Genomic DNA, 17847 nt, shown 5'->3' with positions numbered 1-17847 from the left:
TCGGTCGTTCAACGACGACGGCGGTCGCGGCGGCGCGGGTTCTCGTCTCCGGTCGCCCACAGCGCCCACAGAACGAGAAGCGGCTGCAGGAAGAGCCTGCCGAATCGGCGAGCATCCGTGTCGAGTCCCGGGGTCGAGCGCTTCGTGCGCCACTGGTGGATGTTCCCCGGCAGCACGGCGACGAAGAACGCGGCGGTCGCCCAGCCGATGCGGCGCCGCTCTTTCGGCAGCGTGAGCAGGCCGGTGGCGAGAGCGACCTCCGTGGCACCGGAGGCGATCACGATCGTGTCCTTGTCCAGCTTGGTCAGGCGGGTCGCCCAGTCCGGCACCACCACCCGGAATCCGCGGGTGCTGAGGAAGTGGCCGACCCCGATCGCGCCGAGCGCGATCGCGAGGATCCATCGTGCGACTGCTCTGTCCATCCGTTCACGTTACGTGATGCTCGCGAGGCGGCGTGGACGTCGTGCGGCGCGGACGAGGACGGTCAGGAGGACCGGGTCATGCGAGTAACCTGGGTATCGACCCAGATGGAGAGTTTCTGTGCCTGAAAACGCCCGGCCGAATGACGGCTTCGCCCTGTTCACTGACCGAAACGTCGTCGCGATGCGCGTCAACGGCGACCTCAAGGATCTCGCCACGACCGTGACCGACACCGATGTGGTCGAAGCGGTCACGATCGACAGTGCGGACGGGCTGAACATCCTCCGTCACTCGGCAGCCCATGTGCTGGCGCAGGCGGTGCAGCGCATCAACCCGCAGGCGAACCTCGGCATCGGCCCGCCCGTCACCGACGGCTTCTACTACGACTTCGGGGTCGAGACCCCGTTCACGCCGGAGGACATCAAGGCGATCTCCAAGGAGATGCAGCGCATCGTCCGCGAGGGACAGCGCTTCGTCCGCCGTGTCGTGACCGACGACGAGGCCAGGGCCGAGCTCGCGGACGAGCCGTTCAAGCTCGAGCTCATCGGTCTGAAGGGCGGGAAGGAAGCCGCAGAGGGCGCCTCCGTCGAGGTCGGCGAAGGCGAGCTGACGATCTACGACAACACCACCCGTGATGGCGAGGTCGTCTGGAAGGACCTCTGCCGCGGCCCGCACCTGCCCAACACGCGCATGATCGGTAACGGTTGGGACCTGACGCGCATCGCCGCCGCGTATTGGCGCGGCAGCGAGAAGAACCCGCAGCTGCAGCGCATCTACGGCACGGCATGGCCGACCAAGGACGAGCTGCGTGCCTATCAGGAGCGCATCGCCGAGGCGGAGCGCCGCGACCACCGCAAGCTCGGTGCGGAGATGGACCTGTTCTCCTTCCCCGACGAGATCGGCTCGGGACTCGCGGTGTTCCATCCCAAGGGCGGCATCATCCGCTACGAGATCGAGGAGAACCTGCGCAAGCACCTGCTGCGCAACGGGTACGACCTCGTGAACAGCCCGCACATCACGAAGAAGGACCTCTTCATGACGTCGGGTCACCTGCAGACCTATGCCGACGGCATGTTCCCGCCTATGCACCTCGACGAGATCGTCGACGAGGAGGGGAACATCACCCGCCAGGGTCAGGACTACTACCTGAAGCCGATGAACTGCCCGTTCCACAACCTCGTCTTCCGCTCGCGCGGGCGCTCCTATCGTGAGCTGCCGCTGCGCCTGGCCGAGTTCGGGACGGTCTACCGCTACGAGAAGAGCGGCACGCTGTCGGGACTGACCCGAGTGCGCGGTCTGACGCAGGACGACGCCCATATCTACGTCGCGCAGGACCAGGTCAAGGAAGAACTCACCACCAACCTGAACCTCGTCCTCGACCTGCTCCGCGACTACGGCCTCAATGACTTCTACCTCGAGCTGTCGACGAACGAGGAGGGGAACCCGAAGTTCCTCGGCGAGCCGGAGCAGTGGTCGACGGCGATCGACACGCTGCGTGAGGTCGCGATCGAGTCCGGCCTCGAATTGGTCGCCGACCCCGGCGGCGCGGCCTTCTACGGACCGAAGATCTCCGTACAGGCACGTGACGCGATCGGGCGCACCTGGCAGATGTCGACCATCCAGCTCGACTTCAACCAGCCGGAGCGCTTCGAGCTGGAGTACACCGGACCCGACGGGCAGAAGCACCGGCCGGTGATGATCCACCGCGCGCTCCTCGGCTCCGTCGAGCGCTTCTTCGCGATCCTCCTCGAGCACTATGCCGGCGACTTCCCGCTCTGGCTCGCACCCAGCCAGGTGGTCGGCGTCCCGGTCGCCGAGCAGTACGGCGACTACCTGGACGACGTCATCGGGCAGTTGCGCGCTGCGGGCGTCCGGGCCGACGTCGACCACTCGGATGACCGCATGCAGAAGAAGATCCGCACCCACACGACGGCGAAGGTGCCCGTCATCCTCATCGTCGGTGAGCAGGATCGTGCCGCGGGTACGGTGTCGTTCCGTTTCCGCGACGGCACGCAGGAGAACGGCGTCCCGGTCGCGGACGCCGTGCGCCGGATCAACGCCGCCATCGCTTCGCACGCGCTCGTGCTGAAGGCAGGGGATCTGGCGTGACCGAAGGGGAGCAGCTGCTGGAGGACGCCGGTCGCCTCGCCGGCGTACCGGACGAGTTCCAGCGGCTGTGGACCCCGCACCGGATGGCGTACATCCAGGCGGGGCCGGAGCCGCTGCGCGAGGAGTGCCCGTTCTGCGAGGCCCCGAAGTTCCCGGATGCCGAGCGGTTGGTCGTCGCCCGGGGCGAGACGGCCTACGTGCTGCTGAACCTCTTCCCCTACAACTCGGGACATCTCCTGGTCTGCCCGTACCGCCACATCGGCACCTACGACCAGGCGACGCCGGAAGAGGTCGCCGAGATCGGAGCGCTGACGCAGACGGCCATGCGGGTTCTCCGTGAGGTGTCCCGATGCGACGGCTTCAACCTGGGCATGAACCAGGGCGCGGTCGCCGGCGCCGGCGTCGACGCCCACCTGCACCAGCATGTGGTGCCGCGTTGGACGTCGGACGCGAACTTCTTCCCGATCATCGCGAAGACCAAGGCGCTTCCCCAGCTCCTCGGAGAGGTGCGCGAGGCCGTGGCAGCGGCCTGGCCAGAATCCGACCACTGAGGCCGACGGCTTCGTCCCTCAACGCCCACCCGTCCGGCGGGCATCCGTCGAGCGGGGGAGCGGCGAGAGCGAGTACGGGCCTCAGCGCACCTGGCGGGCGGTGAACTGCATCTGCGGGTTCGCGTAGAACTCCTGTGCCTCGACGAGCTGCAGCTCGCGCTCACCGGATTCGAGCGTGGCCTTGAGCAGGTCGTACACGCTCGATGCCGTGCGCTCGAGCGCGATCCTCGCGCTGCCCGTCTCGACGTAGTGGGCGGTGAACAGTGCCGCGGTCACGTCTCCTGAGCCGTTCGCCTTCATCGGCAGGTGCGGGGTCTGCACGAGCCAGGCGCCCTTCCCGTCGGCGGCGAGCATCTCGATCGTGCCCTCTTCGCGGTCGGGGCGCTCAACACTCGTCACGAGCACGGTGCGCGGACCCATCGCGTGCGCGAGATCGACCGAGGCGAGCGTGGACTCGAGCGTGTCGGGCTCGGTGTCGGTGAGGAAGCCGAGCTCGAACTGGTTCGGCGTGATGATGTCGGCGACCGGAACGACGCGCTCGCGCAGCAGCACCGGGATGGCCGGCGCCACGAAGCAACCCGACTTCGCGTTGCCCATGACCGGGTCGCAGGCGTACACGGCGTTCGGGTTCGCGGACTTGACGCGCGCGACGGCGTCGATGATCACGTCGCCGATGCCCTCTCCGCCCTGGTAGCCGCTGAGGACGGCGTCGATCTGGCCGAAGACGCCGCGTTCCTCGATGCCCGTGATGACCTCGCGCACATCGTCGGGAGCGATCATCGGTCCGCGCCAGGCGCCGTAGCCGGTGTGATTCGAGAAGTTCACGGTGTAGACCGGGAGAACTTCGACGCCGATGCGCTGCAGAGGGAACACGGCGGCGGAGTTCCCCACGTGTCCGAAGGCCACGGCTGACTGGATGGAGAGGATCTTCATTCTCCGACTCCTTCGTTCAGGGCGGGCCCGTGCCCGCGACGGATGGTCATCGCCCGGCGGCGACGAGGTCTGCGACCAGTGATTCGGCCTCGTCGTCCGAGAGGTCGTGCACCGTCAGGCGCAGGTGATGCGACGGCCCGGCCTTCTCATCGAGCGCGAAGTCGTCTCCGGTGCGGGCGAGCCAACCGCGGCGCATGAGCCGGTCGGCGACGGTCCGCGCGGGCCGGGGGAACTCGATCCACAGGCTCATGCCGTCGGACACCGTCGCATCGACGCCGCTCTCACGCAGTCGCGCGGCGAACGCCGCGTTGCGCTGCGCGTAGTGCGCGGCGGCGGCGGCGACCTCGGCCATCACCGCATCGTCGGTCAACTGCGTGAGGGCGAGTCGCTGAAGGAGATGGCTCACCCAGGTGGTGCCGGGGCTCAGCCGCATCGCGAGGCGTTCCGCGGTCTCCGGATCGGTGGCGGCGATGGCGAGGCACATGTCCGGTCCCAGGAACTTCGACACCGAGCGCACGAGGGCGAAACGGCGGTGGTCGGGGCCGATGAGGGACTCGTAGGGGCGCTGCGACAGCATCGAGAAATGGTCGTCCTCGATGATCAGCACGTACGGGTGGTCGGCGAGCACGGCACGAAGGTCGGCGGCACGCGATGCGGTGAGGCTCGCGCCGGTCGGATTCTGAGCGCGCGGGGTGCAGATGATGGCGCGGACGCCGGCCTCCAGCGCGGAACGCAGGCCGTCGACCGTCATCCCCTCGGCATCGACAGGCACGGGGACGGCCCGGTATCCGCCCAGGCGCACGGTGTGGATGCTCGCCAGGAAGCACGGGTCTTCCAGAGCGACCGCGTCGTCACGCATGAGCGCCTGGGCGAGCAGCCTCTCGACAGCGTCGACGGCGCCGCTGGTCACGGTGATGCGGAAGTCGACGTCGTCGAGGTCGGTCGAGATCCAGTCCCGGGACCACTCTTCGAGACCGCGGTCGATCACGGGCTCGCCGTAGAGGACGGGACGGGACGCGATGGTCATGAGCGCCGGCGCCGGGTCGGGGATGAGGCGCGGATCGGGGTTTCCCGTGCCGATGTCGCGGAGCACGGTGTCGGGGGCATAGCCCTCCTGAGCCACGGCCTCGATCCCGGCGACGACGGTTCCGGCGCGCCCACGGGAGATCACGAGGCCCGCCTGCGCGAGCTGTCGATAGGCGGCGACGGCAGTATTCCGATTGACGCCGAGGGTGGCAGCCAGCTCCCGCACCGGGGGGAGCACCGCACCGGCCTGGAGGATTCCGCGGTCGCGCAGGGAACGCACGCTGTCGGCGATGTCCGATGCGGTGGTGCCTGTGATCTGGTCGCTCATGGTCCTCCTCAGCGATTCTAGGTCGAATCGGACAGTGCTATGTTTGATCTAGATCAAAACCGACTTCGGTGCATCCGACAGGAGTTCCCCATGGCAGAGCAGACAACCACCGGATCCGCGCGCGTCAAGCGCGGCCTCGCCGAGATGCTCAAGGGCGGCGTCATCATGGATGTCGTCACGGCAGAGCAGGCGAAGATCGCCGAAGACGCCGGCGCGGTCGCCGTGATGGCGCTCGAGCGCGTCCCGGCCGACATCCGCGCGCAGGGTGGGGTCTCCCGCATGAGCGACCCCGACATGATCGACAGCATCATCGATGCGGTCTCCATCCCCGTGATGGCGAAGGCGCGCATCGGTCACTTCGTCGAGGCGCAGGTGCTGCAGGAGCTCGGTGTCGACTACATCGACGAGTCCGAGGTGCTCTCGCCGGCCGACTACGTGAACCACATCGACAAGTACGGCTTCACGGTTCCGTTCGTGTGCGGAGCGACCAACCTCGGCGAGGCATTGCGTCGCATCAACGAGGGGGCGGCGATGATCCGCTCCAAGGGCGAGGCCGGCACCGGCGACGTCTCCGAGGCGATGAAGCACATCCGCAAGATCCGCGGCGAGATCGCCGCGCTCACGGCGCTGCCCAAGGACGAGCTCTTCGTCGCCGCGAAGGAGCTGCAGGCGCCGTACGAGCTCGTGGCGGAGATCGCCGAGACGGGCAAGCTCCCCGTCGTGCTGTTCGTCGCCGGCGGGGTCGCGACCCCGGCGGATGCCGCGATGATGATGCAGCTCGGTGCCGACGGCGTGTTCGTCGGATCGGGCATCTTCAAGTCGGGCAACCCGGCTGAGCGCGCGAAGGCGATCGTCAAGGCGACGACCTTCTTCGACGACGCCAAGGTCATCGCCGAGGTCTCGCGCGGACTGGGCGAGGCCATGGTCGGCATCAACGTCAGCGATCTCCCGGCCCCGCACCGCCTCGCCGAGCGTGGCTGGTAAGACCCGCGTCGGCGTCCTCGCGCTGCAAGGCGACGTGCGAGAGCACGCCGCCCTGCTCGCGCAGTTGGGTGCCGATGCGGTCCTGGTCCGTCGACCCGATGAGCTCTCCTCCGTCGATGGACTCGTGATCCCGGGCGGCGAGTCGAGCGTGATCGACAAGCTCTCCCGCATCTTCGGCATGCAGCAGCCGATCCGTCACGCGATCGCGGCGGGGATGCCGGTGTTGGGAACATGCGCGGGACTGATCATGCTCGCCGATGACATCGTCGACGCGATCGACGGCCAGGAGTCATTCGGCGGACTCGACGTCGTCGTGCGCCGGAACGCCTTCGGCCGTCAGGTCGAGTCGTTCGAGGCTGTGCTCGATGTTCCCGCCTTCGAGGGCGAACCCGTTTCCGCGGCATTCATCCGCGGTCCCGTGGTCGAATCGGTCGGCCCGGGTGCAGAGGTGCTGGCTGAGCTGGACGACGGCCGCGTGGTCGCGGTGGAGCAGGGAAATCTGCTCGGGCTGAGCTTCCACCCCGAGATCACGGGGGAGAGGCGCTTTCACCAGCGCTTCCTCGCACGGGTGGAAGCACGTCGACGAGTGACGGCACCGCCGCAGGTGTGATCAGATCAGTGTGGCGAGCCAGCGCAGAGCCGGATCCGCCTGTGCACGCTGAAACTCGCGGAGGCCCGGAAGCTGAGGGATGTCGGGCTGCGCCTGTTGATACCAGAGGAACGACGCGAACGCCGAGATGACGGGGAGCAGTGCAGCCTGAGGTGGCGCGCCGTGCTCTGCGAAGATGGCCCAGGCCTCTTCGCAGGACGGCCCCCCGGACGCCTCGACGCTCGGGAGCAGACAGGGGAGATCGATCCACGCGGCACCTCGTCGCGCGTGTGGCCAGTCCAGGAGATGGGCGCGCCCGTCGCTGATCAGGATGTTGTCGGATCGCACGTCGTCGTGCACGATGACGTCGCCGTGCAGCGCGTCCTGGAAGCAGTCCTCCATCGAGAGGAGCGCGCGCACGCGGCTGGACAGGCCGTGGGGGAGCGCCTCCAGGAGCGGTGGATCCGCTGCGATCTCGCGCCATCGTGTGAAACCCGGGATCATGCCGTCCTCCGCGCGGGGCATCGCCGATGGCGCGGGGGTGGTCGACAGGGTGCGGAGGGCCCGTGCCACGGAATGCAGGTCCTCGGTCGTCCAGGGTCGGCCGGGATGGCGTCCGTCGATGGCCTCGATCACGAGCGCGGTACCGACGGCGTCGTCGATGGCGCCACGGAGACGCGGGGCGACAGATGGCGGCAGATGTGCGAGCGTGCGCAACTCCTCGCGAAGGAAGTGCAGAGAGTCCGCGTGCCAGTCTGCGCCGCAGGCCTTGACGAAAGCGTGACCGGCGGTGGTCGTCACGACGCCCGCATAGGACGCGCTGAAGCCGCCATGAGCGGGTTCGTCCCCCACGAAGTCGCCACCGATCACACCGACGATCTGCGTGCGCAGCGAAGCGGGGAGGGCACTCCAGGCGGGTCGGAGGCGGTCCGCTCCCGGTTTCATGGTGCCGCCCGCTCCGTGTCGTGATCGTTCTGCCGGTGGGAGAGCAGCCAGCTGTAGAGCTCGGGGTTCGCGTACGTCTCGGTCCAGGAATCGTGACCGACGCCCGCATAGCGCGTGAACCGCACGTCGGCGTCGAGCGATCTGAGCTCCGCCACGATCTGCTCCGTCGCGGAGATCGGCACGACGTCGTCGGCGTCGCCGTGGAACGCCCACGTGGGCAGGGCGCGGATAGGGGCAGCGCTCTGCATCCACAGTCCTCCGCAGATCGGGGCGATCGCCGCGAACCGATCGGGGTAGCGCACGGCGAGGCTCCAGGTCCCGAACCCGCCCATGCTGAGTCCGGTCACGGCTACGCGGGCGGGATCGATGCGGTGCGCCGCGGCGACCTCGTCGAGCAGCACGAACAACGTCGTGAGCTCGGCGACCCACTGACTCGATTCGGGGCACTGCGGTGTGACGAGGATGAAGGGGAACTCGTGGCCGGCATCTGCCAGCCTCGGCGGCCCGTGCACCGCGGCGAGATCGACGTCGGATCCTCGTTCGCCCGCACCGTGCAGGAACAGCACGAGGGGCCAGAGCCTGTCCGGATCCGTTTCGTAGTCGTTCGGCAGATGCACCAGATACCGCAAGGAGTCGGCCGGTGACGGCTCGCCGTCATGCACGTCCGACGAATGGGATGCAGGGGTGATGTGTCGCGATCGGCGCATGCATCCATCCTGCTCCACTTGCGCGGTTCGTTAGACTGGACGACGCGCTGAGTGCGAGCTCACGCGGATACGACGAGCGGAGACTTATGTCCGGGCATTCCAAGTGGGCGACCACGAAGCACAAGAAGGCCATCATCGACTCCAGGCGCGCGAAGTCCTGGGCCAAGCTCATCAAGAACATCGAGGTCGCCGCGAAGCTCGGCGGGCCCGACCTTGCGGGCAACCCGACGCTCTTCGACGCGGTGCAGAAGGCCAAGAAGACCTCCGTCCCCAAGGACAACATCGACCGCGCGGTGAAGCGCGGTGCGGGCATCGGCGGCGAGGCCGTCGAGTACCTCTCGATCATGTATGAAGGCTACGGACCCAACGGTGTCGCTCTCATGATCGAGTGTCTGACCGACAACAAGAACCGCGCGGCCGCAGAGGTGCGCACGGCTCTCAGCCGCAACGGCGGCACGCTGGCGGACCCGGGCAGCGTCGCCTACAACTTCAGCCGCAAGGGCGTCATCGTCGTCGGCTCCGAGGGCACCACCGAGGATGACGTCATGATGGCGGCACTCGAGGCCGGCGCCGAGGAGATCGAGCCGCATGCCGAGGGTTTCGAGGTCATCACCGAAGCCACCGACCTGGTGGCCGTGCGCACCGCGCTCCAGGAGGCGGGTATCGACTACGAATCCGCCGACGTCGAGTTCGTTCCGAACCTCAAGGTCGAGATCGACGCCGACACTGCTCGCAAGATCTTCCGTCTGATCGACGCTCTGGAAGACAGCGAAGACGTGCAGAACGTGTTCACGAACTTCGACCTCACCCCCGAGGTGCAGGCCGAGCTGGAGAACGACGAGGCGTAGGCGCGCCGGACGGTCCATGTCGGTGCCGCGGCCTAGCCTGGGGAAGTGACCTCCTCTCTGCGCGTGCTCGGCATCGACCCCGGGCTCACCCGGTGCGGTGTCGGCGTCGTCGACGTCGACACCTCGCGTCGAGGAACGCTGGTGCACGTGGGGGTGATCCGCTCGTCCCCGGATGCCGAGCCCGGCGATCGCCTCGCGATCGTCGCCGCCGGGATCCGTGCCGTGATTGCCGAGCATCGCCCGGATGCGGTGGCCGTCGAGCGTGTGTTCGCTCAGCAGAACACGCACTCGGTGATGGGCACGGCGCAGGCCAGCGGCGTCGCGCTGCTGATCGCCTCCGAGTCCGGGCTCCCCGCGGCGACGCACACCCCCAGCGAGGTGAAGGCGGCCGTCACCGGATACGGCGCGGCGGACAAGCGGCAGGTGCAGACGATGATCGCCCGCATCCTGCGGCTGGACGCGCTCCCGCAGCCGGCCGACGCGGCCGACGCCCTGGCGATCGCCCTGTGCCACGCCTGGCGACGCGGAGGCGCTGCATCCCCCGGCCAGGGAGCGCTGACTCCGGCGCAACAGGCCTGGGCCGATGCCGAGAAGCGTGTCGGTCGAACATACCTACGAGCGACGCCGTAGGCTGAGAGAATGATCTCCTCTCTGCACGGTGTCGTCCTGCACGCGACATCCGATCAGGTCGTCATCGACGTGGGCGGAGTCGGATTCGCCGTCGCCGTCCCCACTGATGTGGCGCACACGGCCGTGGTGGGGGAGAAGCTCCTGCTGCACACCAGTCTCATCGTCCGCGAGGACTCGCTGTCGCTGTTCGGCTTCGCCGACCGGGGTGAGCTGGAGATCTTCGGTCTGCTGATCGGTGTGACCGGTGTCGGTCCGAAGTCGGCGCTCGGTGTGCTCTCGCACCTCACGGGTGATCAGATCGCCGAAGCCGTCACGGCCGAAGACGACGCCCCGTTCCGGCGGGTGTCCGGGATCGGTCCCAAGACCGCCAAGCTCATCGTGCTGCAGCTCGCCGGCAAGGTGCAGGCCTTCGCCGCGCCGTCGAGGCCGGCCGCCACGGGAGGCACGGACGTCGTGACGCAGGTGGCCGCAGCGCTCGTCGGCCTCGGCTGGTCGGAGAAGGTGGCCGCGGAAGCCGCAGCCCAGACCGCGGCAGAGGCTACCGAGGCGGAGAGTGCATCGGTCGCCGCGCTGCTCCGACGCACTCTCGCCCTTCTCGGGCCGGCTCAGGGAGGCCAGGCGCGTGTCTGATCCGTTCGACGCCAGTGAGCCGTCCGACGAGAGCGAACTCGCGATCGAGGGCGCCCTGCGCCCGACGAGCCTGGGGGAGTTCGTCGGACAGCAGAAGGTCCGCGGTCAGCTGCAGCTGCTCCTGGAAGCGGCCCGCATCCAGAGCCGTCCCGCTGATCACATCCTCCTGGCGGGCCCCCCGGGACTCGGCAAGACGACGCTCGCGATGATCGTGGCGCACGAGAGCGAGCGTCCGCTGCGTCTCTCGAGCGGCCCGGCGATCCAGCATGCCGGTGACCTCGCCGCCCTGCTGTCGAGCCTGGTCCCCGGCGAGGTCCTCTTCATCGATGAGATCCACCGCATGGCGCGCTCCGCAGAAGAGATGCTCTACCTCGCGATGGAGGATTACCGCATCGACATCATGGTGGGAAAGGGCGCGGGGGCCACGAGTATCCCGCTCGAGCTCTCGCCGTTCACCCTGGTCGGCGCGACGACGCGCTCCGGGCTGCTGCCCAACCCGCTCCGCGACCGCTTCGGATTCACCGGGCACCTCGAGTTCTACGAGGAGTCGGAGCTGGAGCAGGTGATCGCCCGGTCGGCTGCGGTCCTCGGTGTGGATCTGCCGACCGACTCGCTCTCCGAGATCGCCCGGCGTTCGCGGGGCACACCACGCATCGCGAACCGCCTGCTCCGCCGCGTGCGCGACTACGCCCTGGTGCACACGGGGGGAGTGGCCACGATCCGCGAGGTGCGCGCGGCTCTGGAGCTGTACGACGTCGACCCGATCGGTCTGGACCGCCTGGACCGCGCGGTCCTGGAAGCGCTCGTCCGGCGGTTCCGTGGCGGCCCGGTCGGGCTCAGCACGCTCGCGGTGGCCGTCGGCGAGGAGGCGGAGACCGTGGAGAGCGTGGTGGAGCCGTATCTCGTGCGGATCGGCTTCCTCGGGCGCACTCCTCGGGGCCGCGTGGCTATGCCCGAGGCGTACTCGCATCTGGGCGTCCCGCATCCGGACGGGATGCTTAAGTTGGATGACCTATAATCACTGAAGACTTCCCGGTTACCTTCGCGCGCCCAAAGGCTGGAGCGTGCACCTGAGAAAGGCGCTTCCCCCATGCCCATGGAATTCCTGCTCTTCGGCCTTCTCGCCGTCCTCCTCGTCTTCATGATCTTCAACACGCGCAAGCGCACGAAGCAGATGAAGGCCGAGCAGGAGGAGAAGGCCACCAAGACCGTTCCGGGCGCCAAGGTGCTCCTTCAGGGAGGCATCTACGGGACGATCGTCTCCTACGACCCCGAGGACCTCGACACGCCGGCACTCGTCGAGATCGCTCCCGGCACCATCATCGACGTCCACAGCCAGGCCATCCTGCGCGTCGTCGAGCCCAAGGACGCCATCGTCGACGCTCCGGCCGATGAGGTCGTCGACCCGTCGGTCGCCGACGAGTCGATCGCTCCGGCCGTCGAGACCCCCGAGGAGACCCGCGCCCGCCTCGAGCGCGACGCCGACGACAAGTAAGCCCGGGGCCGACACGGCCGCTCGGATCTCCGTCCTTCCAGAAAGCTGAACACACGTGGCTTCATCCTCTCCCGTCCGTCACGCCTGGCGGGTCCTTCTCGGCCTGCTCCTCGTGACGGGCGTGCTCTTCGGCATCAATGCGCTGGGCGTCTACGTCTTCAAGGACAGCAACGGGGAGGCTGCGAGCTCGTGGTCGCCTGAGCTCGCCCTCGACCTGCAGGGCGGCACGCAGATCGTTCTGAGCGCGGAGACCGAGGACGGCGCGGCGCCGTCCTCTGAGCAGCTCGACCAGGCGGCGGCGATCATCCGTCAGCGCGTCGACGCTTCCGGTGTCGCCGAGGCGGACATCACCACCGAGGGCGGCCAGAACATCGTCGTCCAGATCCCTGGCGAGGCGGACGCGCAGACACGGGAGCGGATCCAGTCCAGTGCGCAGCTCGAGTTCCGGCCCGTGCTGTACACGACGGCGGCGACCAACGAGTTCGTCGGCGAGGACGGGAACTCCACGCCGTACCCCAGCCCGGACCCGGGACTCAACTCGACGCCGACGGCTGAGCCGACCGACGCGAGCGACCTCTCCTGGGTGACGGACAAGCTGGCAGCGGAGTTCCAGGCTTACGACTGCGCGAACCCGGACAACGACGCCGCGAAGGCGCCGAAGGACGAGCCGCTCATCGCGTGCTCGGCCGACGGGTCAGCGAAGTACCTCCTCGGACCGGCCGAGCTCGACGGCACCGCGATCACCGATGCCGCAGCCGGCCGCGACCCGAAGTCGGGTGCATGGCTCGTCCAGCTCACGATGAACGCCGATGGTGCCGATGCGTTCGGCAAGGTGAGCACGCGGCTGAACCAGAACCGCATCGACGGTCTCACCCCGCGTGACCAGTTCGCGTTCGTGCTCGACGGCAACGTGATCAGCGCCCCGCGCATGAACGGGCAGATCCTCGACGGGCGCCCCAGCATCTCGGGCAGCTTCACGCAGGAGTCGGCGACCACCCTGGCCGACCAGCTCAAGTTCGGTGCCCTTCCGCTCAGCTTCACGGTCCAGAGCTCGGACACGATCTCGGCGACGCTGGGCACCCAGCAGCTGCAGATCGGTCTGATCGCCGGGCTCATCGGTCTCGCGCTGGTGGCGATCTACTCCCTGATCGTCTATCGAGCGCTCGGGTCGGTGATCATCGCGTCGATCGCGGTGATGGCGATCCTGACCTACATCATCATCTGCATCCTGGCGTGGCGCATCGGCTTCCGGCTCTCGCTCGCGGGAGTCGCCGGTCTGATCGTCTCCATCGGCTTCACGGCCGACTCGTTCATCGTGTACTTCGAGCGAATACGAGACGAGCTCCGTGACGGCAAGTCCATCACCGCCGCGGTGGAGGACGGCTGGGGTCGCGCGAAGCGGACGATCTACATCTCCAAGTCGATCAACATCCTGGCCGCGCTCGTCCTCTACATCCTGGCCGACGCCACGGTGAAGGGATTCGCGTTCACGCTCGGACTCACGACGCTCATCGACGTGTTCATCTTCGTGATCTTCACGCACCCGGTCATGCAGCTGCTCGCTCGCACGCGTTTCTTCGGCGGCGGACACAAGCTCTCCGGTCTCGACCCCGAGGCTCTCGGTGCCGTCTACCGCAGCCGGTCGCAGTACCGCGAGGTCACCACTGCATCCGCAGGTCGGGGTGCGAAGAACGCCCGCTCGCGCGGTGAGGCGGATCGTCGACAGACCATCGCCGAACGTAAACGCGCCGAGGCCCTCGCGGGCGACAAACCCACCAACGCCGGAAGTGAGGGAGACGCCTGATGCCTTCCATGAATGAGTTCGGCAACAACCTCTATTCGGGCAAGACGTCTTTCCCGTTCGTCGGCAAGCGCCGGCTGTGGTTCATCATCGCGATCGCCCTCGTCGTCGGTTCGGCACTCGTACCGCTCATCCGTCCGATCCAGTTCTCGATCGAGTTCACCGGCGGATCGCAGTTCACGGTGCAGGCACCGGACAGCCTCGACCAGGAGACCGCCACCACCGCCGTGCAGTCGGTCGTACCGGGGGCCGCCACCAAGGTCGTCGTCGTCAGCGGCAAGGATGTGCGCGTCCAGACCGACCAGATGAGTGCGGCCGAGACCCAGCAGGTCGGCGAAGCTCTGGCAGAGGCCTACGGTGTGGATCCGTCCGACGTCACGTCGTCGTTCATCGGACCCGCGTGGGGTGAGAACGTCACGAAGCAGTCCCTGTGGGGCCTCGCGATCTTCCTGGCCCTCACGTTCCTGATCCTCGCGATCTACTTCCGCACGTGGAAGATGTCGGCCGCGGCCATCATCGGTCTGCTTGACGTGCTGGTGATCACGGTAGGCGTGTATGCGCTGGCCGGCTTCGAGATCTCGCCCGCCGCGGTGATCGGCTTCCTGACGATCCTGGCGTATTCGCTGTACGACACCACGGTCGTGTTCGACAAGATCCGGGAGAACACCACGGAAGACGGGGAGAAGTCCGCCCGGCTGTTCGGGGAGTCGGTGAACCTCGCGGTGAACCAGACGCTCGTGCGTTCCATCAACACCTCTGTGGTCGCGGCGCTGCCGGTCGGCGCTGTGCTCTTCATCGGCGCCTTCTGGCTCGGTGCGGAGTCGCTCACCGACATCTCGCTGTCGATCTTCGTCGGCATCCTGGTGGCGACCTACTCGACGCTCTTCGTGGCTGCTCCGCTCTACTCGTTGTTCCGCGAGAACGAGCCGCAGCTGAAAGCCCGCGACGCCCGCATCCGCGAGGCTCGCAGCAGGGCGGCCGTCGAGGTCTGATCGGGTTCCTCAGCGGGCCCGGTCCCGCACAGCACGCGTAGGATTGATCGATCAGGAGGTGAGTAGATGGCGGAACCGCAGACGTCATCGCAGGGCTCGAGTCTGCGACGGCTGGTTCCCCGCATCTTCTCCCGCGCGTCGAGGATCAACGATCTCGACAACCTGATCCGCACCGTCCGCGCGAATCACCCGAAGGGTGATTTCTCTGTCATCGAACGGGCCTACGCCGTCGCGAAGGAGAAGCACGAGGGGCAGAAGCGGCAGAGCGGCGAGCCGTACATCACGCATCCGCTCGCCGTCGCGCAGATCCTCGCGGAGCTCGGACTCGGCCCACGGGCGATCGCGGCCGCACTGCTGCACGACACCGTCGAGGACACGGGCTATGCCCTGACGGACCTCACCGCCGAGTTCGGCGACGAGGTGGCGATGCTCGTCGACGGCGTCACCAAGCTCGACAAGGTCAAGTACGGCGAGAGCGCCCAAGCCGAGACCGTGCGCAAGATGATCGTGGCGATGTCGAAGGACATCCGGGTGCTGCTGATCAAACTCGCCGACCGCCTCCACAACGCGCGGACCTGGGGCTTCGTCCCGCCCGAGAAAGCGGCGAAGAAGGCCAAGGAGACTCTGGAGATCTATGCTCCGCTGGCGAATCGTCTCGGTATCCAGGCGATCAAGTCGGAGCTCGAGGATCTCTCCTTCGCGGTGCTGCATCCCAAGATCTACAACGAGATCCACAGTCTCATCGCGCAGCGCACTCCGCAGCGCGAGAAGTACCTCAACCAGGTCGTCGAGGAGATCGACGAGGATCTGCGCGACCTCCGCATCCGCGGCAAGGTCGTCGGGCGTCCGAAGCAGCTCTACTCGGTGTACCAGAAGATGGTCATCCGCGGGCGTGAGTTCGACGACATCTACGACCTGATCGGCATCCGCGTCCTGGTCGCCTCCGTGCGCGACTGCTACGCGGTGCTGGGCGCCATCCACGCGCGCTGGACCCCGTTGCCCGGGCGCTTCAAGGACTACATCGCGACGCCGAAGTTCAACCTCTACCAGTCGCTGCACACCACCGTCATCGGCCCCGCCGGCCGCACCGTCGAGATCCAGATCCGCACCCACGAGATGCACCAGCAGGCCGAGTACGGTGTGGCGGCGCATTGGATGTACAAGGAGCGGATGAACGGCGGTGGCAAGACCGAGGTCCGTGCCTCCGACACCGACATGGCGTGGCTCGCGCACATCTCCGACTGGCAGGCGGAGACCGCCGATCCGGGCGAGTTCCTCGAATCGCTCCGGTTCGAGATCGGCGCGAAGGAGGTCTACGTCTTCACGCCGAAGGGGCGGGTGATCGGACTCCCCGCCGGCGCCACTCCCGTGGACTTCGCGTATGCCGTGCACACCGAGATCGGGCACCGCACGATGGGCGCGAAGGTCAACGGACGCCTGGTGCCGTTGGAGTCCGAGCTCAAGAGCGGTGACGTCGTCGAGGTCTTCACCTCGAAGAACCCCGATGCCGGTCCCAGCCAGGACTGGCTCGGCTTCGTCGCGAGCACCCGCGCCCGCAACAAGATCCGCGGGTGGTTCACGAAGGAGCGCCGCGAAGAGGCGATCGAGCAGGGCAAGGAGGCCATCGCGCGCGCGATGCGCCGACAGAACCTGCCGTTGCAGCGCCTGATGAGCCATGACTCGTTCACCGAGGTGGCGCGGGGCATGCACTACGAAGACGTCTCGGCGCTCTACGCCGCTGTCGGTGAAGGCCACGTGTCCACGCAGTCGGTGCTGGAGAAGGTCACCGCTCTCGTCGCGGCGAACGATCCGACCACCGGTGCCATCGACCTTCCCGGCAGCGTCCAGACCCGGGAGCCGCGATCCGGTGACTCGGGCGTGCTCGTGCGCGGAGCCAACGACATCCTCGTGAAGCTCGCCAAGTGCTGTACCCCGGTCCCCGGGGACCAGATCGTCGGATTCGTGACCCGCGGCAGTGGTGTCTCCGTGCACAGAGCGGACTGCGTGAACGTGAAGGCCCTCGGTGCGGAGCAGGACCGCTTCGTCGAGGTGTCGTGGGCGCCCACCACCAAGAGCGTGTTCCGGGTGCAGATCCAGGTCGAGGCGCTCGACCGCTCCGGGCTGCTCTCCGACGTCACCCGCGTGCTGAGCGAGCACCACGTCAACATCCTGTCGGCGACGGTCACGACGACCGACGAGCGTCTGGCACTGAGTCGGTTCGTGTTCGAGATGGGCGATGCCGTGCACCTCGACCGTGTGCTCAACGCCGTACGCGGGATCGACGCCGTGTACGACGTCTACCGCGTCACCTCCTCCTGAGGGCGAGTCTCTCGAGCACCGCCGATCCCGCTCTGCTTCCCGGAACGCGGCTCATGCCGCGCAGTACGTCGGCTGCGGCCGCCGGGGCATCGGGGAACACCAGCGCGAGTCGTTCCATCCAGGTCAGCATTCGGGGGTCGCGATGGAGAGCCGTTGCGAGATCGAGCATCGTCCGTTCCGGCCGCGCCACTCGGACTCCGCCGAGCACCTGCACGTCAGACGCCGGGAGCACGGTGTCGTGGAACACGAGGCGTGCGCTGGTGCTCGCGCGGATCCGTCTCTCGACGCAGCGTCGCACATGGTGCACGACGGGCGGGGTGTCACCGGCGCCGTGGATCCAGGCAGCAGTCGGACCCGCGGCTGCGGTTCCCGGTTGCACGAGGGACCCGACTGCACCTGCCCTGACATCCGGTCCTTCGATGAGGTCAGCCGGGACGTAGACCTCGCCGACCTCGACCACATGGCCGTCGATCCGCGCGGCGCTGAGTTCGGACAGGCTCAGCCGATCGCCGGGGACATACAGGAAGACGGGGTGCATCA

At 67.7% G+C, this 17847-nt stretch carries 18 protein-coding genes; 12 read left to right on the top strand and 6 right to left on the bottom strand.

The annotated features are described in order from the left end of the window. Positions 1–8: 8 nt before the first annotated feature. Positions 9–422, bottom strand: coding sequence for a DoxX family protein (locus ACLFA2_RS18875; protein ID WP_021200650.1), 414 nt, complete (start codon positions 420–422; stop codon positions 9–11). A 181-nt stretch (positions 423–603) separates the two neighbouring features. On the opposite strand from ACLFA2_RS18875, the gene thrS reads away from it, so the two are divergent. Together thrS and ACLFA2_RS18865 are read left to right on the top strand one after the other, a co-directional pair. Next, a complete protein-coding gene (gene thrS / locus ACLFA2_RS18870) occupies positions 604–2529 on the top strand; it encodes a threonine--tRNA ligase (protein ID WP_231494447.1) in 1926 nt (641 codons plus the stop codon). Next, the gene (locus ACLFA2_RS18865; RefSeq protein ID WP_426621803.1) at positions 2526–3080 is read left to right on the top strand and encodes an HIT family protein; all 555 of its coding nucleotides are present in this window, start codon (positions 2526–2528) and stop codon (positions 3078–3080) included. The genes thrS and ACLFA2_RS18865 overlap by 4 nt, the downstream gene beginning before the upstream one ends. An 81-nt stretch (positions 3081–3161) precedes the next feature. Here ACLFA2_RS18865 and pdxY read toward each other — a convergent pair whose 3' ends face one another. Together pdxY and ACLFA2_RS18855 are read right to left on the bottom strand one after the other, a co-directional pair. After that, on the bottom strand, positions 3162–4013 hold the full coding sequence (gene pdxY / locus ACLFA2_RS18860) for a pyridoxal kinase PdxY (protein ID WP_426621802.1): 852 nt from the start codon (positions 4011–4013) through the stop codon (positions 3162–3164). A gap of 46 nt (positions 4014–4059) precedes the next feature. Then, on the bottom strand, positions 4060–5367 hold the full coding sequence (locus tag ACLFA2_RS18855; protein ID WP_401064483.1) for an aminotransferase class I/II-fold pyridoxal phosphate-dependent enzyme: 1308 nt from the start codon (positions 5365–5367) through the stop codon (positions 4060–4062). A gap of 90 nt (positions 5368–5457) precedes the next feature. Between ACLFA2_RS18855 and pdxS the strand changes: the two genes are divergently transcribed. Together pdxS and pdxT are read left to right on the top strand one after the other, a co-directional pair. Beyond that, entirely contained in the window at positions 5458–6351 is an 894-nt protein-coding gene (gene pdxS, locus ACLFA2_RS18850) for a pyridoxal 5'-phosphate synthase lyase subunit PdxS (RefSeq protein WP_021200645.1), read from the top strand. After that, on the top strand, positions 6341–6961 hold the full coding sequence (gene pdxT, locus ACLFA2_RS18845) for a pyridoxal 5'-phosphate synthase glutaminase subunit PdxT (protein WP_426621801.1): 621 nt from the start codon (positions 6341–6343) through the stop codon (positions 6959–6961). Before pdxS ends, pdxT begins: the two co-directional genes overlap by 11 nt. Here the strand turns inward: pdxT and ACLFA2_RS18840 are convergent, their stop codons facing one another. Beyond that, the gene (locus tag ACLFA2_RS18840) at positions 6962–7885 is read right to left on the bottom strand and encodes an aminoglycoside phosphotransferase family protein (RefSeq protein WP_426621800.1); all 924 of its coding nucleotides are present in this window, start codon (positions 7883–7885) and stop codon (positions 6962–6964) included. It abuts the gene before it with no gap. After that, the gene (locus tag ACLFA2_RS18835; protein WP_426621799.1) at positions 7882–8592 is read right to left on the bottom strand and encodes an alpha/beta hydrolase-fold protein; all 711 of its coding nucleotides are present in this window, start codon (positions 8590–8592) and stop codon (positions 7882–7884) included. The genes ACLFA2_RS18840 and ACLFA2_RS18835 overlap by 4 nt, the downstream gene beginning before the upstream one ends. Positions 8593–8678: 86 nt before the next feature. Between ACLFA2_RS18835 and ACLFA2_RS18830 the strand changes: the two genes are divergently transcribed. From ACLFA2_RS18830 to ACLFA2_RS18795, 8 genes are all read left to right on the top strand, one after another. Then, complete coding sequence (locus ACLFA2_RS18830; protein ID WP_021200641.1) at positions 8679–9440, top strand: YebC/PmpR family DNA-binding transcriptional regulator; 762 nt, start codon at positions 8679–8681, stop codon at positions 9438–9440. A gap of 45 nt (positions 9441–9485) precedes the next feature. Further along, positions 9486–10070, top strand: coding sequence for a crossover junction endodeoxyribonuclease RuvC (gene ruvC, locus ACLFA2_RS18825; RefSeq protein WP_426621798.1), 585 nt, complete (start codon positions 9486–9488; stop codon positions 10068–10070). Between the two features lie 9 nt (positions 10071–10079). Then, positions 10080–10700 carry a Holliday junction branch migration protein RuvA gene (gene ruvA / locus ACLFA2_RS18820; RefSeq protein WP_029259270.1) on the top strand — a complete coding sequence of 207 codons (621 nt, stop codon included), beginning with the start codon at positions 10080–10082 and terminating at the stop codon, positions 10698–10700. Then, positions 10693–11718, top strand: a complete 1026-nt coding sequence (ruvB, locus tag ACLFA2_RS18815) for a Holliday junction branch migration DNA helicase RuvB (RefSeq protein ID WP_426621797.1) — start codon at positions 10693–10695, stop codon at positions 11716–11718. Before ruvA ends, ruvB begins: the two co-directional genes overlap by 8 nt. 78 nt (positions 11719–11796) lie before the next feature. Beyond that, on the top strand, positions 11797–12195 hold the full coding sequence (locus ACLFA2_RS18810) for a preprotein translocase subunit YajC (protein WP_021200637.1): 399 nt from the start codon (positions 11797–11799) through the stop codon (positions 12193–12195). Between the two features lie 55 nt (positions 12196–12250). Next, the gene (gene secD, locus ACLFA2_RS18805; protein ID WP_021200636.1) at positions 12251–13999 is read left to right on the top strand and encodes a protein translocase subunit SecD; all 1749 of its coding nucleotides are present in this window, start codon (positions 12251–12253) and stop codon (positions 13997–13999) included. After that, complete coding sequence (secF, locus tag ACLFA2_RS18800) at positions 13999–14988, top strand: protein translocase subunit SecF (protein ID WP_021200635.1); 990 nt, start codon at positions 13999–14001, stop codon at positions 14986–14988. The genes secD and secF overlap by 1 nt, the downstream gene beginning before the upstream one ends. Before the next feature lie 66 nt (positions 14989–15054). Then, the gene (locus tag ACLFA2_RS18795) at positions 15055–17307 is read left to right on the top strand and encodes a RelA/SpoT family protein (RefSeq protein ID WP_426621796.1); all 2253 of its coding nucleotides are present in this window, start codon (positions 15055–15057) and stop codon (positions 17305–17307) included. On the opposite strand, the gene ACLFA2_RS18790 is transcribed toward ACLFA2_RS18795, so the two are convergent. Further along, a complete protein-coding gene (locus ACLFA2_RS18790) occupies positions 17294–17845 on the bottom strand; it encodes a type IV toxin-antitoxin system AbiEi family antitoxin (RefSeq protein ID WP_021200633.1) in 552 nt (183 codons plus the stop codon). The two genes, ACLFA2_RS18795 and ACLFA2_RS18790, sit on opposite strands and share 14 nt — an antisense overlap. Positions 17846–17847 lie beyond the last annotated feature (2 nt).

It is taken from the genome of Microbacterium sp. As-52, assembly GCF_049949185.1.
GTDB lineage: Bacteria > Actinomycetota > Actinomycetes > Actinomycetales > Microbacteriaceae > Microbacterium > Microbacterium maritypicum_A.
Note: the sequence above shows the minus strand (reverse complement) of the source record. Positions and strands in the feature narration are given on the sequence as shown.